We start from the raw sequence: 14,672 nt of genomic DNA on the forward strand, positions 1-14,672 counted from the left end.
GGGCGGAACGGGGGAGGCGTCCACCCTCGCGCGCGCTCCGGACCGCCCGCATCCGTCATCCGACTGAGCCGACCTGCTTCCTGATCGGGCGTCAGTTGACCGATGCGCCGGGCCCGGTGGGGCCGCGACAGTGGGGTCGCGATTCCCGAGTACGAGGAGAGACCCATGGATCGACGGCTTCCGAGGCTCGCGGCGGCGGCGTTCGCGCTGGCGGCGGCCGCGGCCGTCAACGCACCGGCGAGCGCCGCGCCCGGCCCGCCGGCCGCCGCCGGGCCCGGCGCGTTCGCCTGCGCCCCGCCCCGGCTGTCGGCGCCGGAGGGCGCGGTGGTGGAGTCGGTGACGGCGACGGCCGTCCCGGCGGGCACGTTCCAGGTGCCGGGCGCCCCGCCGCTGGGCGGCTACCCGGTCGCGGACGTGCCGGCGCACTGCGAGGTGACGGTCACCCTGACCCACCCGGGCGCGAACGACCGGGTCAGGGTGTGGACCTGGCTGCCGGAGTCCGGCTGGAACGGACGCTTCCGGGCGGAGGGCGGCGCCGCCTACGCCGCGGGGAACATCGGCGCGGTCGCCGCGGCCGTCAAGCAGGGCTACGCCACCACGACCACCGACGCCGGCGTGGACACCGGCGGCCTGGACAGCAGTTGGGCGCTGGACCCGCAGGGGCGGGTCGACGAGGCGCTGCTGCGGAACTTCGCCTCGCGCTCGGTGCACGAGGCGGCCGTGGTCGGCAAGCAGGTGGTCGGCGGCGTGTACGGCCGGGCCGCGTCCTACGCCTACTTCAACGGCTGCTCCACCGGCGGCCGGCAGGGCTACGTGGAGGCGCAGCGGTACCCGACCGACTTCGACGGCATCAACGCCGCCGCGCCCGGCATCAACTGGAACCAGTTCGAAGTGGCCACGCTCTGGCCGCAGGTGGTGATGAACCAGGAGCGCACCTACCCGACCGGGTGCGAGTTCGACGCGTTCAACCGGGCCGCGGTGAAGGCCTGCGACCGGCTCGACGGCGTCGCCGACGGGCTGGTCTCCGACCCGGACCGGTGCGACTTCGACCCGCGCCGCCTGATCGGCACGAAGGTGGTGTGCGACGGCAAGGAGTACACGATCGGCGCCGCCGACGCCGAGGTGGTCCGCAAGATCTGGGACGGTCCGCGCGACAGCCGCGGCAAGCGGCTCTGGTACGGGCTGCCGGTCGGCGCCGACTTCTCCTACCTGGCGGCCAGCTCCACCACGGACGGCGTCACCACCGGCCTGCCGTTCACCGTCCCCGCCCAGTGGGTCGCCGAGTTCGTGCAGAAGCAGCCCGGGTTCAGCTCGGCGAACCTGACGTACGCCCAGTTCGAGGACGTCTTCCGGAGGGCCCGCGCCGAGTACGACCCCGTCATCGGCGGCCGGGACGCGGACCTCACCGCGTTCCGCGGCGCCGGCGGCAAGCTGCTCACCTGGCACGGCGACAGCGACCAGCTGATCCCCACGGCGGGCACCGTCGACTACCGCAAGCGGGTCGACGCGCTGATGGGCGGCACCAGGAAGGTCGACGACTTCTACCGGCTCTTCCTGGCGCCCGGCACCGCGCACTGCGGCCTGAACGACGTCGACGACCTGGCCGCGCTGACCGCCTGGGTCGAGCACGGCAAGGCCCCGGACGTGCTGCACGCCACCCTGCCCACCGCCGACGGCCGGACCGTCGCCCGGGACGTGTGCCGCTACCCGGCGGTCTCCCGCTACACCCACGGCGACCCGGCCGCCGCGAGCAGCTTCCGCTGCGTCAAACCCTGACACCCGGGGGCGGGGCGGCCGGGCCGCCCCGCCCCACCTCGCGGACAAGGAGTGGAAGTGGACAGCAGCGATCTCTTCAACGGTTCCGCGGACCCCCGCCGGGACCTCCCGCCGACCGGACCCCGCGCGCTCGTCCGGTCCCCGTCGCCCTTTCGCGACTACGTCCTGCACGGCCTGCCGAAGGACCTCGCCGCGGTCGCGGACGGCGGTCTCAGCTACCCCCGACTGGCCGCCAAGCAGCGGGAGCTGCTGGCCGAGCACGGCCGGCTCTGCCTGGCCGGCGACGACCCGCGGGCGGCCCGGGTCACCCAGCTCGACCTGCTCTTCATGCACAACGGGTTCGCTCCGGCCGGCCCGCGGGCCGCTCCGCGCGAGCTGACGGAGCTGATCTCCGCGCAGTGCGGGAGGTTCGGCTCGCTCGACCCGCACCTCAGCTACGAGCTGCTGATCGACGTGAACAGCGAGGAGTACGGACGCTGCGGCGACATCAGGGTCTTCACCCGGGGCCGACTCGGCGTCCTGGAGCGGGACTTCTACGTCGGCCACCACCTGTCCGAGCCGTGGGCCAGGTCGGCCGCCTACGCCCTGCGCACGCTGGTCGGCGCGCCGGACGCGGTGAAACCGGCCGAGGTCCTCGACGCCGCCGCCCGCAGCGTCGCCGAGTTCACCTCGCACATGGCGAGCTACCGCAGGCTGTCCGGCGAGGCGTTCGGCAGCTTCCGGCCCTTCCACCAGGGCCACCCGGGCGGTCCGCGCGGCGCGAGCGGAGCGTTCATGCCCAGCGTCCAACTCCTCGAACTGGCCCTGCTGCCGCCGACCGCGGAGTACGGCAGCTACCTGGACCAGGCGATGTCGTACTTCCCGTCCTGGGCCCGCCCGGTGATCGCCCGGTGGCGGGCCGGCTCCACCGCGGGCGCCAACGTGTGGCAGTCCGTGCGGGACGGCAGGCTGGTGCTCGACGACGCCGGGACCGCCGGCCTGGTGCGGCTCATCGACCGGTTCGTCGACTTCCGCATGGTGCACCTCGGGATCACCCGGCGGATGCTGCCGGAGGCGTTCGCCGACCGGGCCGGGCTGACCCGCCGGGAGATCGGCGAACAGGCCGGCGAGCGCGACATCCTGAACGGCGAGCACCCCGGCACCTCCGGCTTCGGCGTGCGCGACGTCCTCACCAACGCCGTCCACCGGCTTCTCGAACTCCGCCGGGAGGTCCTGACCCGGCACGCCGTTCCGACCGACCAGTAGGAGGCAGCATGTCAACGTTCCGGGTGGCCGTCGTCGACGCGTTCGGCTCGGCCTACGGCCACGTCGACGCCTTCGGAGCCGTGGGCGGCGAGGTCGTCCAGGTCCGCAGCACGCCCGAACTCCCGGTCGGCGTCGACCCGGTGGACCACCGGCGGTTCACTCGCACCCTGGTCCACGACGGCGACCCGGACGCCCTGGCGGCACGGCTGGCGGAGCTGCGGCCCGTCGCCGTGCTGGCCGGCCGCGAGACCGGGGTGGAACTCGCCGACACCCTCTCGGAGAAGCTCGGCCTGCCCACCAACGGCACCGCGCTGAGCGAGGCCCGCCGCGACAAGTACCTGCAGATCGAGGCGCTCCGGGCCCGGGGCGTCCCCGCGATGCGCCAGCTCCGCACCGGCGACGAGGCCGAACTGCGCTCCTGGCACGCACAGTTGGGCGGCACAGCCGTGGTCAAGCCGCTGCGCGGATACTGGGGCGACGGCGTGTCGTTCTGCGACACCCCGGAGGAGTCGGTCGCCGCGCTGCGCCGGCTGCGCGGCCGGGGAACGATCCTCGGCGAGCCGATCCACCAGGTGGTGGCCCAGGAGTACCTGGTCGGCGCCGAGTACGTCCTGAACACCGTCAGCAGCGAGGGCGCCCACCAGCTGACCGACGCCTGGCGCACCGACCGGATCAGCGCCAACGGCGTGCGGGACCTGGTCGTCGCCCAGGTGCTGCTGCGCCCGGACGACCCGCCGGTCGCCGAACTCGCCGGGTACGGCCGCCGGGTGCTGGACGCGCTCGGCATCCGCCACGGCGCCGCCCACCTGGAGATCAAGCTGACGCCGGACGGACCGCGACTGGTCGAGGCGGGCGCCCGCATGTCGGGGCTGCCGTACTACACCCGCCACGCGGTGGGCGAGGGCCAGTTGGAGTGGATCGTCGACGCCTACGTCCGGCCGGAGCGGTTCCGGGCCCGGGCCGGCCGGGGCTACCGGCGGCGGCACGCGTTCGCCTGGGCCGCGCTGGTCGCCCCGGCGGCCGGACGGCTGGTCCGCTACCGGGCCCTCGACCGGATCCGGGACCTGGAGAGCTTCCGCGACCTCACCGTGCACGTCCGGCCCGGTGACCCGATCGGCCCGACCACGTACGACCGGGGCTACCCGGCCACCCTCACCCTGGAGCACCGGGTGGACGCCGTGCTCGACCGCGACCTCAACACGGTGCGCCAGCTCGACGGCGACGGCATGTACGAGATCGAGTGACCGGTCGCCCGGTCACAGGCCCAGGTCGGCGGCCAGGCAGGAGAACCTGGCGGAGGCGCTGTCGGGGTCGTACGCGGCCACCGGCCGGTCCGCCGGCGGCCGCTCCTCGACCATGTCCGCGAAGGCGACCCGCTCCGGGAGGGCGCCGAACCGGGCCCGGCGCACCTCCGCCGCCCGCTCGTTCGGGCTCATTTCCGCCCCGCCAGGCGGTCGGCGTCCACCACGGCCCGGGCGAACGCCGTCGGCGCCTCCTGCGGCGCGTTGTGGCCGATCCCGGCGAGCACCCGGTGCTCGTACGGGCCGGTGAAGAACCGCCGGTAGCCGGTGCCGTCGGTGGAGGACAGGAACGGGTCCAGGGCCGGGTCCAGGGCGATGGCCGGCACCGTGATCGCCGGCCGGGCGGCGAGCTGCTGCTCGTACCGGTCGTAGCGCCGCTCGCCGTCGGCCAGGCCCAGCCGCCAGCGGTAGTTGTGGACGACCACGGCGGCGTAGTCCGGGTTCTCGAACGCGGCGGCGGTGCGCGCGAAGGTGGCCTCGTCGAAGTCCCAGGTGGGGGAGGCCTCGTCCCACACCAGCCGGCACAGGTCGCGGCGGTACTGCGGGTTCTCCATGGCGACCCGGCCCCGGTCGGTGGCGAAGTAGTACTGGTACCACCAGGTGTGCTCGGCCTTCGGCGGCAGCGGGTCGCGCTGCGCCGCCACATTGGTGATCAGGTAGCCGCTCACCGACACCAGCGCCCGGACCCGCTCGGGCCACAGCGCCGCGACGATGTCGGCGGTCCGCGAACCCCAGTCGAAGCCGGCCAGCACCGCCTGACGGATCCCCAGGGCGTCCATCAGGGCGAGGACGTCCAGCGCCACCGCCGACTGCTGCCCGTTGCGGGCCGTCGTCGGCGACAGGAACGAGGTCGTGCCGTGGCCCCGCAGGTACGGCACCACCACCCGGTAGCCGGCGTCCGCGAGCAGCGGCGCCACATCGACGAAGCTGTGGATGTCGTACGGCCAGCCGTGCAGGCAGACCACCGCCGGCCCGTGCTTCGGCCCGAGCTCCGCGTAGCCGACGTCGAGGACGCCGGCCTGCACCCGCCGCAGATCCGGGAACGAGGTGTGGGTGCCCGGGGCGACGGCCGGCAGCACCGGAGCCGGACGGCCGGCGGCCGCGGACGAGGTGGCCGGCAGGCCGGCCGACACGGCGGTGGCACCCACGCCGAGCCCGACCGCCTTGGTGAACGTACGCCTGTTGATCATGTCTGTTCCTCTCCGGGGACGGCTTGGCGCCCCACTCTTCTTCCATCGGCGGCCCGGCGCATCAGTCGAACGACGCCGAGACGCCCGGCAACTCGCCGCGCACAGCTGCCCGGTGCGCGTCCTGGACCGCCCGGCGAGGCCCTCGCGCCGCCCGACCGGGCGCGCGCTCACCCGGCGGACAGCTGCTCGGCGCGGCTCAGCGCGTCGCGCAGCGCCGCCCGCGTGGTGACGCCCAGTTTCGGGAACGCCCGGTACAGGTGGGAGCCGACCGTCCGCGGCGACAGGTGCATCCGCTCGCCGATCTCCTTGTTCGTCAGGCCGCCGGCGGCCAGCTCGGCGATCCGGTGCTCCTGCCAGGTCAGCGCGGCGGGCTTCGGGCGCCGCCCGGTCGGCAGGCGCACCACGTCGGCGCCCTGCCGTGCGGCGACCGGCAGTTCCGGCAGCGCGGCGGTGTCGAACCGGGACGGCAGGTCCGCGCGGACCGCGACCAGCAGCTTCACCGGCCCGCCCGCCAGCCGGCGGCCGACGAAACCGCACACCTCGGCGCTGGAGCCGTCCAGCCAGTGCCCGTCGTCCAGGACCAGCAGCAGCGGCCGCCGTTCGGCGGCCCGGGCCAGCAGGCCCAGCACCGCGACGCCGAGCGCCAGCACCGACGGCGGCTCGACCGGCCGCCCGCCGAACACGGCGTCGAACACCGCCCGGGCCGGCTCCTCCAACCGCGCGACCTCGCCCAGCAGCGGGTGCAGCAGGTGGTGGAGCCCGGCGTACGGCAGCACGGACTCCACCTCGACGCCCGCCGCCCGGACGACCGTCGAGCCCGCCCGCTCCGCCGCCGCCCCGGCCTGCCCCAGCAGCGCGCTCTTGCCGGCCCCCGGGCCGCCGCGCAGCACCAGGGCCCGCCCGTCGGCGGCCGCCACGAACGCCGCCAGCTCCGCCTCCTCCGCCGCGCGGGCCGCTGTCGCGGACTCCGCCCCGGCCGTCGTCGTGGTGCGGCCCGGCAGCGCGCTCCGGCCGGCCCGCGTCCGGCCCCGCAGGACCAGGGCCTGCCCGTCGGCGGCGGCCGCGGTGGCGACCCGCCGCCCCAGTGCGGTCATGTTCGACTCCATCGGCTCGGCCCTCAGTTCCCCAGGCCGGCCGCGCGGGCCATGTGGGCGGCGTACCAGGCCGGCCAGTCGGGGTCCGGGTGGCCGAGTGCGGCCTCGTGCGCGCCGTGGGCGAGGGCGGCGTCGCGCAGGGCGGCCTCGACCTCGGCGGCGGAGCGGTACACCACGTGGCCGACCCGGCCCGGGCGGCGGGCGGTCACCTCCTGCAGGACGAAGGTGTTGCCGTCCGGGTCGGCGAACGACGCGAAGGAGCCGTACGACTGCCGCTCCGGGTGCGGGCCGGCGACCCGGCCGACGGTGCCCGCGCGGTGGAAGACGCCGCCCGCGTCGTGGAAGACCTCGCCGACCTCGACCCCGGCCGCCGCCAACTCGGCGCGGGCCGCGACGATGTCGTCGACGACCAGGTGCACGCCGTGTTCGGAGCCCGGCGCCGCGTCGGTCACCCCGCTGCCGATGATCAGTGACGCGGCCGAGCCGGGCGGGGTGAGGTGCACGACCCGGAAGCCGCCGTCGCCGGAGAAGTCGACGTCCTCGCGGAACCCGATCCGCCGGTAGAAGGCCTTGGCCCGGTCGACGTCCGACACCGGGACGACCACGACCTCGATCTTGAATTCCACCATCGCCGACTCCCGTGCCGCGAAGGGGGCCCGGTCGGCCCCGACACCGCCCACCCTCCCGGGAGCGGGGGTCCCGTCGCGCCCGTGCCGGACCCTGGTCGGCACCCGGGCCCCCGGCCCGGGGCCGGGACCGCCGGCCCGTGCCCGGTGGCCGGCCAGGGTCCGGGCCCGGGTCGACCAGTGGCCGGCACCGGCTCGACCGGGTGGCGCGGGCGGCCAGTCTTGGCGCAACCGGTCACCGACCCGAGGAGCGCAGGGAGCACCCCCATGGCAACCATCCGATTCACCGAGCGGACCTCGGCCACCCCCGAACAGTTCGTCGCCTGCCTCACCGACTTCTCGCCCGGCCGGCGCGACCTGTTCCCCAACAGCGCCGACGAATCGCTGCGGGTCCACGCGGAGGGCGACGGCCACGCCGACGTCACCGAAGGCTCCGGCGGCATCTGGGAGCGGCTGCGCTACGACTGGTCCGACCCGCACCGCGTGGTGATGACCACCACCGACTCCAACCTGTGGGGCGGCGCGTCCGGCCACACCTACACCTTCACGCCGCTGCCCGACGGGTCCACGCGACTGGACGTCGTGGTGGTCCGCGAAGGCAAGAACCTCAAGGGCCGCATCACCGGACTGCTGCTCGGCACCGTCGGCCGGGGCGTCCTGGCGAAGGCCCTGAGGACGACCGTCCGGGCCGTCGAGGCCCGCCACCGGCTCTCCCCCCGCTGACCACCGCCCCCGAAGGGAACCGCCACCATGGCCGTCACCTACACCGCCGCCGTCCACGTCACCGGCGAGGGCCGCAACGGCGGCACCGCCCGCTCCGACGACGGACTGCTCGACCACCGCCTGTCCATCCCGAAGCCGCTCGGCGGCGCCGGCGACGGCACCAACCCCGAACAGCTCCTCGCCGCCGGCTGGGCCGCCTGCTTCCTCGGGGCGCTCCGGCACGCCGCCGCCCAGCGCCGGATCCGGCTGACCAGCACCGACATCACCGCCGAGGTCACCCTCCGGCACGGCGACGACGGCGAGTTCGCACTGCTCGCCACACTCGCCCCGCGCCTCGGCGGCGTCGACCGGCGGACCGCCGAGGAACTCGCCGAGGCCGCGCACCGGATCTGCCCGTACTCGAAGGCGGTCCGCGGCAACATCCCCGTCACCGTCACCGCCACCGCGGTCTGAGGTCCGCTACGGCCGCAGGTGCCGGCTCACGTCCCCGACCAGGCGGATCCGGACCCGCCGCTCCGTGAACCGCCACCGCCCGTCCCGGCGCGCGAAGCGGTCGTGGTAGCGGCCGGCCGCGACGGCCTGCAGCGGCAGGTCCGGCAGCGCCTGGAAGACGGTGACGTACGAGCGCGCGGTCGCCGTGCCGGCCCGCTCGTCGACCTCGACGGCGAGGTTGCTGGTGACGTGGTGGGTCCGCGGGGTGCCGTCGTCGTGGACGATCAGCAGGCCGCGGAACATCCGCTCGATCCCGGCGCGCCCGCGCACCGGCCCGCCGCCGCCGACGAACACGGCGTCCGCGAGCAGCTCGCCGAGTCCGGCGAAGTCGCCGTCGTCGACGAGTTCGGCGTACCGGGCGATCAGGTTCCCGATCGCCCGCTCGGCGGGCGCCTCGGCGGGTGCGGACACGGTTCCTCCGGACGGTTCCTCGGGGGCAGGGCCCGCAGTCTGCCACCCTTCACGGGCGCCCGGACCGCCGGCCGGGCTCTGCTGCCGGATCGCCGCGTCCGAGCCGCCCCCGGGCGGACCGCGCCGCCCGGCTCCCGGCGGACCGGGCGTCCGGCGTGCTCACGCCGGGTGGCCGCCGCCTCTCCCCGGGGCCGGGCTCAGTGCGGCAGCAGCGCCGCGGCGAGGAAGCGCAGGATCCCCTCCTGCGCGGCCCCGGCCTGCGGTTCGAGGCCGGGCAGGCTGAGGAAGGCGTGCTTCGCGCCCGGGTACTCGGTGAGTTCGACGGGTGTGCCGGCCGCGCGCAGCCGCTCGGCGTAGCGGCGGCCGTGGTCGGCGAGGGCGTCCTGGGTGGGCACCACGACGAGGGTCGGGGGAAGGCCGCCGAGGTCGTCGGCGTGCAGCGGCGAGAGCGCGCGGGCGTCGGCGCCCGGCGGGACGGCGAGGCGCCGGACGAGGCGCAGGAGCGGCAGGGCCGGAGTCGGGTGGTGGGCGTACTCGGCGATCGAGGGGTGGTCGAGCATCGTCTCGCTCACGTCGACGGCGGGGTTGACCAGGACCTGGGCCGCGACGGCGAGGCCGGCGTCGCGGGCGCGGAGGGCGGTCAGGGCGGTGATCAGCGCGCCGCAGCTCTCGCCGAAGAGGGCCGTGCGGGCGGGGTCGACGCCCCAGTCGGCGGCATGCCGGAGCAGGTGGCGGAGCACGTCCCAGTCGTCGTCGACGGCGTCGGCGAGCGGGGCGCCGGGGCCGAGCAGGCGGTGCTCGACCGAGACGAGGACGGCGGGGAGCCGGGCGGCGAGGCGGCTGTTGACCCAGTCGGACTGCACTGCCGTGCCGACGAAGCCGCCGCCGTGGACGTGCAGCACGAGCGGCAGGCCGTCGCCGCCCGTCGCGGGCCGGTACACCCGGACCGGGAGGTCGCGGCCGGGCAGCGCGATCCGCTGCCAGTCGGCGGTGGCGCCGGGGTCCGGCACGCCGAGGACGGCCCGGGCGGCGCCGGACGCCCGGAAGCGGTTCTCGGCGTCGCGGTAGGCGAGCAGTTCCTCCGCGGTGACGGTGTCGAAGTCGGGTTCCTGTGGCCGGAGTTCGGCCGTCTTCTCGGTCATGTGCCGCTGTCCCTCCCCCGGCCGGCGGCCGGGTGCGCCGGTGGTGTCGAACGGTGCTGCGCCCATTAATGCACGCGGTGCGTGCAACGGCAAGCGCATGGTCTAGGCTGAGGTCTCGACGAGAGGAACGGGATGACGGCACGCAGGCGATGGTCGACCGAGGAGATCCTGGACGCGGCGGCGACCCTGCTGCGGACGGACGACGCCGAGTCGTTCAGCGTGCGCAGACTCGCCGCGACGCTCGGGACCGACTCCTCCAGCCTCTACCGGCACTTCCGCAACCGGACCGAGCTGCTGCGCGCGCTCGCCGACCGGATCCTGCGGGTCACCATGGACGGCCACCGGCCCGAGGGCGACTGGAAGCAGCGCCTCACCGCACTGGCCCTGCGCCTGCGCGAGGCCTTCGGCGAACAGCCCCAATTGGCCGCCGTCTGGGGGCGCTACGGCTCCGGCGGCACCGGGTCCCGGCTGGTCATGGAGGAGGTGCTGCAGGCCCTGCGCGCCTCCGGGCTGCCCGACCGGGAGATCCCGGAGCGCTACCACCGCCTCGTGGTCCTGCTGGTCGCGCTGATCTCCTCCGAGGCCGGCATCGGCGGCCTCACGCCCACCGAGTACGAGCACGGCATGGAGCAGTTCCGGGTCGCCGTGCTCGGCGCCGACCCCGAGCGGTTCCCCGCGCTGTCCCACTTCGCCCGCGACATCCGGCCGTTGGCGGCGGACCGCCCCGCCGTGTTCGAGGACCTGCTCGCGGCCCAGCTCGCCGACATCGAGCGCCGGATCCCGTAGCCTGCGCGGGCCCGGCGGCCCCGCAGCTGGTCGGTCAGCCGTCGAGTTCCGCGGACGGCAGGTACGCGCCGGGGACGTCGGCCGGGGCGAGGATCGACTGCTCGCCCGGGTAGGGCTGCTGCCAGTCGTGCGCCTCGTACCAGGTGAGGTGGTTCATCTGGGCCGGGTTGGCGTGGTCGGGCACGGCGTCGGTGCCGGTCAGCCGCTGCTGCTTCTTCCAGTCGGACCACTTCCGGGCGGTGTCCGCCTCGGCGGCCGGGACGGCGCCGGCCGGCGCGGCGGCCGAGGCCGGGTCCTGCGGGGCGGGGACGTCCAGGCCGCAGGACGGGGCGGTGGCCAGGCCGCTGGTCAGCGGGGTGCGGTTCGGCAGGGCGGTGTAGGGCGTGAAGTCCGGGGTGGCGGTGAACGCCGAGGCCATCGGGGTGGCCGCGGTGTCCTTCTGGTTCATCGGCTTGATCCCGAGGATCTGCTCGATGGTGCGGACCATGTTGATCTGCGAGTAGTAGCGGCTGTCGACGGCGCCGCGCTGCGCGTACGGGCTGATGACCTGGATCGGGGCGCGGTGGCCGTCCACGTGGTCCAGGCCGGCCTGCGAGTCGTCCTCGACGACGAAGATCGCCGAGTCCTTCCAGTACGGGCTGTGGCTGATCTCGTCGACGATCCGGCCGACCGCGAGGTCGTTGTCGGCGACCTGCGCGGCGGCGTTGGCGGGGCCGCCGGTGTGGTCGCTGGACAGCCACAGCATGTTCAGGTTGGCCGGGCCGTTCTGTTCGAAGTCCTGCTTCCAGATCTCGGCGCGGTAGACGTCCGGCACGGCGGTGTCGAACTTCGGGAAGGCCGGCACGGACACGCTGTTCAGCGACGGGATCGGCGAGGACGAGACCAGCCTGTACGCGGAGCCGCTGCCGGTCGCCCGCATGGCCTTGGTGTCGCAGTACAGGTTCTGCCAGGTCGCGCCGGCCGGCTTGGCGAGGAACTGGTGGAACTCGCCGAAGTCCCGCACGGTCTGCCCGGACGCCTGGGCGCCGCTCCACAGGGTGCCGCTGACCTGGTGGCCGAGCGCGTCGTCCTCGGTGTCGTAGCTGCGGGCGTACTCGCCGGCCGAGGACTCGGTGTACTCCGGATTGTCGGCCTGCATCAGCCAGTTGTGGCCCTCGGCGGAGTTGGTGCCGATGTCGTACGTGTTGTCGTACAGGCCGAACTGGCGGGCCAGCGCGTGCTGGTTGGGCGTCACGTTCTCGCCGAACTGGGCCAGCGCCGGGTCGCCGTTGCCCTGCGGCAGGTCGCCGAAGACCTGGTCGTAGGTGCGGTTCTCCTTGACGATCAGGAAGACGTGCTTGATCGTCGACGGGTCGCCGATCCGGTTCGGGACGGGCACGGCCTTGTTCTTCCTGCCGGCTGCGGTCTTCGCGGCGTTGCCGGTCCAGTTGTTCTGCGCGAACACCTTGGCCGTCTGCTGCCGGATCACCTTGTCGCCGGGCAGGGTGAAGCGCACCACGCTGGAGGTGGTGTCGTGGGTGGCGTGGCCGGCCGCGCCGGTCGGGCGGAGTGCGTCGATGCCGCGGGTGTGGGAGACCAGCACCTGGTTGCCGGAGGAGGAGATCTCCGCCGGGAAGTAGTCGGTCGGCAGCAGGCCGACGTAGCTCGCCGGCTCCTGCGGGCCCGCGTACCGGTAGACGGCGATCGCGTTGGCCCGGCCGAGGGCGACCAGCAGGCGGCCGTCGTCGGTGAGGGTCACCGCGTCGGGCTCGTAGCCGATCGACGCCTCGGACCACGGCCGGGTGGCGATGGTCTGGACGACCCGGTCCTTGGCGGTGTCGATCACCGAGACGCTGTTGGTGGCGGTGTTGGTGACGAACACCGCGCCGTTCTTGGCGTACACGGCGGTCGGGTGCAGGCCGACGTCGATGGTGGCGGGCGCGGCGGCCGGGTTCGCCAGGTCGATCACGCTGACCGTGCCGGTGGTGGTCGCACCGGTGTCCGGGTCGGCCGGCACCTGGGTGCCGTACGAGTTGAGGGTGCTCTCGCCGGGCTGCGCGGGGCGGCCGCCCTCGTTGCTGACGTACAGCTTGCCGCCGGCCAGTGCCAGGCCGCGCGGGGCGTTGCCGACCGTCCAGCTCTGCTGGACCGTCCCGGCGGCGGTGTCGATCGCCACCACCCGGTTCTGGCCGTTGACCGCCGCGTACGCGGTCGCGCCGTCCGCGGCGAAGACCAGGCCGGCCACCAGCGCCTGCTGCGCGCCGCTCTTGGCGATCCGGACGGTCTTCGGGTTGGCGACGCTGCCGTCCGGGTTCACGTCGAACCGGGTCCAGCCGTCGGGCTGGCCCAGCCACAGCTGCCGGCCGTCGGGCGAGTACGTCGGGCCCTCCTGGCCCACGCCGTTGCTGCCGATCCTCGGCACGGAGGAGGCGGCGCTGCCGACGACCTGCTGCACCTTCCAGTTCTTCACGTCCACGATCGCCAGCGCCGCGCCGCCGTCGGTGATCGAGGCCGCCAGGTGGGTGCCGTCCGGGCTCACCGCGGACGACATGATCTTGCCGTTGTCGATCACCAGCCGCTCGCCGTACGGGGCGAGGTACTGGTTGCTGGAGACCAGTTCGCCCCGGTCGTAGACCTGGCCGACCCGGTTCGTGCCGAACGGGTCGGTCTGCGCGAAGCCGACGCCCGCGCCGGCCGCCAGGACGACGGCGGTGGCGGCGGCGGTGACGAGGGTCCGGCGGCGGCTCCGGCGGCGTGCCGTGCTCGCGCCGGGAAGACCGGCGGCACCCTGCCCGTCGCGGACGCGACGACGTGTGACCTGCATGCTGCTCATCCCTTCGATGGGGCCGGAAGCAGCTCGACGCTGCCGTCGAACTGCCAGAGCGGGTTCGGCGCGTCGCCGGCGGGGGTGCGCACCAGGAAGTAGCCGTTGACCTCCTTCGGCCCGTCGCCGTCGGCGACGAACCGCCCGTCGGGGGCGACGTCGAGCTGGTACACGGCCGTCCCGGTGGCGTCGACGCCGGGCAGGTGCCAGGACACGACGCAGCGCCAGTCGTTGCCCGGCCCCTCCGGCTCGACGCTGCTGCTGCCCTTGTCGCAGGCGGCCGTGGCCCGCAGCTGCTCCTCGGTGACGTCGGGACGGTTCAGCTCGGCGGTCTGGATCCGGTACAGGTGGGCGAAGGCGGTGGCGACCGAGCGCTGCACCTTCTCCTGCCCGATCCCGGAGCCCGCGGACCCGGCCGCCGGGGTGAGCACGCCGACGGTGGCGGCGAGCAGCGCGGCGAGCGGCAGCACCCCGAGGGCGACCGCGCGGCGCCCGGAGCCGTCGTGCGCCGGGTTGGTGAAGTCCCGCCGCAGGAACAGCAGTCGGGCCAGCAGCGTGGCGGCCACCGCCCAGGCCAGGGCGACCGCGACGCCGATCAGCAGCGGGCCGAGCTGCGCCGGGCCGGTGAACAGGCCGTTCCAGGAGAGGAACGCGTAACCGGGCAGGGCGAGCCGGACGGCGACCGGCAGCGGCATCATCTGCGCCAGCTGCCCGGCGAGCGCGACCAGTGCGGGCAGCAGCAGCCCCATCGGGTTGCGGCCCAGCGCCACCGATCCGAGCAGCCCGATCCCGGCCAGCGCCAGGGTCGGGGCGAGCGCGCACAGCCAGGCCAGCAGCGCCCGCAGCGCGGCGTCGCCCGGCGCCAGCAGGTGCCCGTCCAGGCCGACCAGCGGGTGGTTGCCGACCGCCAGCAGCCCGCCGGCCGTGCCGGACACCGCCAGGCCCGTGATCAGCAGCAGCAGGACGGTCAGGGCGGCGAGCGCCTTCGCGGCGAAGATCCGCCCGGGCGAGCGGACCGCGACCAGCAGGTGGCGCCAGGTGCCGAGCCGGTCCTCGGCGGCGAACACGTCCCCGGCGACCACC

14 protein-coding genes are annotated in these 14,672 nt (G+C 74.9%); 6 read left to right on the plus strand and 8 right to left on the minus strand.

All coding sequences use genetic code 11. The annotated features are described in order from the left end of the window. The first annotated feature begins 165 nt into the window (after positions 1–165). From ACFV1L_RS05435 to ACFV1L_RS05445, 3 genes are read left to right on the plus strand one after another with little or no spacing between them, the layout of a single operon-like run. Positions 166–1,776 carry a tannase/feruloyl esterase family alpha/beta hydrolase gene (locus tag ACFV1L_RS05435; RefSeq protein ID WP_380363103.1) on the plus strand — a complete coding sequence of 537 codons (1,611 nt, stop codon included), beginning with the start codon at positions 166–168 and terminating at the stop codon, positions 1,774–1,776. Between the two features lie 57 nt (positions 1,777–1,833). Beyond that, the gene (locus tag ACFV1L_RS05440) at positions 1,834–3,021 is read left to right on the plus strand and encodes a hypothetical protein (RefSeq protein WP_380363105.1); all 1,188 of its coding nucleotides are present in this window, start codon (positions 1,834–1,836) and stop codon (positions 3,019–3,021) included. A gap of 8 nt (positions 3,022–3,029) precedes the next feature. Beyond that, entirely contained in the window at positions 3,030–4,265 is a 1,236-nt protein-coding gene (locus ACFV1L_RS05445; protein ID WP_380363107.1) for an ATP-grasp domain-containing protein, read from the plus strand. Positions 4,266–4,277: 12 nt separating this feature from the next. Here ACFV1L_RS05445 and ACFV1L_RS05450 read toward each other — a convergent pair whose 3' ends face one another. The 4 genes from ACFV1L_RS05450 to ACFV1L_RS05465 form a co-directional block, all read right to left on the minus strand. Then, positions 4,278–4,457: a hypothetical protein gene (locus ACFV1L_RS05450; protein ID WP_380363109.1), complete on the minus strand. Its 180-nt coding sequence runs from the start codon at positions 4,455–4,457 to the stop codon at positions 4,278–4,280. Next, positions 4,454–5,512, minus strand: a complete 1,059-nt coding sequence (locus tag ACFV1L_RS05455) for an alpha/beta fold hydrolase (protein ID WP_380363111.1) — start codon at positions 5,510–5,512, stop codon at positions 4,454–4,456. Before ACFV1L_RS05455 ends, ACFV1L_RS05450 begins: the two co-directional genes overlap by 4 nt. A gap of 167 nt (positions 5,513–5,679) precedes the next feature. Beyond that, positions 5,680–6,606, minus strand: a complete 927-nt coding sequence (locus ACFV1L_RS05460; protein ID WP_380363112.1) for an AAA family ATPase — start codon at positions 6,604–6,606, stop codon at positions 5,680–5,682. A 23-nt stretch (positions 6,607–6,629) separates the two neighbouring features. Continuing rightward, the gene (locus ACFV1L_RS05465; RefSeq protein ID WP_380363114.1) at positions 6,630–7,235 is read right to left on the minus strand and encodes a VOC family protein; all 606 of its coding nucleotides are present in this window, start codon (positions 7,233–7,235) and stop codon (positions 6,630–6,632) included. Positions 7,236–7,499: 264 nt separating this feature from the next. Here ACFV1L_RS05465 and ACFV1L_RS05470 point away from each other — a divergent pair, with 264 nt between their 5' ends. Then, positions 7,500–7,955, plus strand: a complete 456-nt coding sequence (locus tag ACFV1L_RS05470; RefSeq protein WP_380363116.1) for an SRPBCC family protein — start codon at positions 7,500–7,502, stop codon at positions 7,953–7,955. A 27-nt stretch (positions 7,956–7,982) separates the two neighbouring features. Then, complete coding sequence (locus ACFV1L_RS05475) at positions 7,983–8,408, plus strand: organic hydroperoxide resistance protein (RefSeq protein WP_380363118.1); 426 nt, start codon at positions 7,983–7,985, stop codon at positions 8,406–8,408. A gap of 6 nt (positions 8,409–8,414) precedes the next feature. Here ACFV1L_RS05475 and ACFV1L_RS05480 read toward each other — a convergent pair whose 3' ends face one another. Both ACFV1L_RS05480 and ACFV1L_RS05485 read right to left on the minus strand, forming a co-directional pair. After that, positions 8,415–8,858: a nuclear transport factor 2 family protein gene (locus tag ACFV1L_RS05480; protein WP_380363119.1), complete on the minus strand. Its 444-nt coding sequence runs from the start codon at positions 8,856–8,858 to the stop codon at positions 8,415–8,417. A 197-nt stretch (positions 8,859–9,055) separates the two neighbouring features. Next, entirely contained in the window at positions 9,056–10,000 is a 945-nt protein-coding gene (locus ACFV1L_RS05485) for an alpha/beta hydrolase (RefSeq protein ID WP_380363121.1), read from the minus strand. 132 nt (positions 10,001–10,132) lie between these two features. Here ACFV1L_RS05485 and ACFV1L_RS05490 point away from each other — a divergent pair, with 132 nt between their 5' ends. Beyond that, entirely contained in the window at positions 10,133–10,786 is a 654-nt protein-coding gene (locus ACFV1L_RS05490) for a TetR/AcrR family transcriptional regulator (RefSeq protein WP_380363123.1), read from the plus strand. A gap of 34 nt (positions 10,787–10,820) precedes the next feature. Here ACFV1L_RS05490 and ACFV1L_RS05495 read toward each other — a convergent pair whose 3' ends face one another. Next, positions 10,821–13,589, minus strand: coding sequence for an alkaline phosphatase family protein (locus ACFV1L_RS05495; RefSeq protein ID WP_380363125.1), 2,769 nt, complete (start codon positions 13,587–13,589; stop codon positions 10,821–10,823). Positions 13,590–13,594: 5 nt separating this feature from the next. Beyond that, on the minus strand, positions 13,595–14,672 hold a 1,078-nt coding region (locus tag ACFV1L_RS05500), incomplete at its 5' end, for an ABC transporter permease (protein ID WP_380363127.1).

Source organism: Kitasatospora sp. NPDC059646 (genome assembly GCF_042734615.1).
Taxonomy (GTDB): Bacteria; Actinomycetota; Actinomycetes; order Streptomycetales; family Streptomycetaceae; genus Kitasatospora.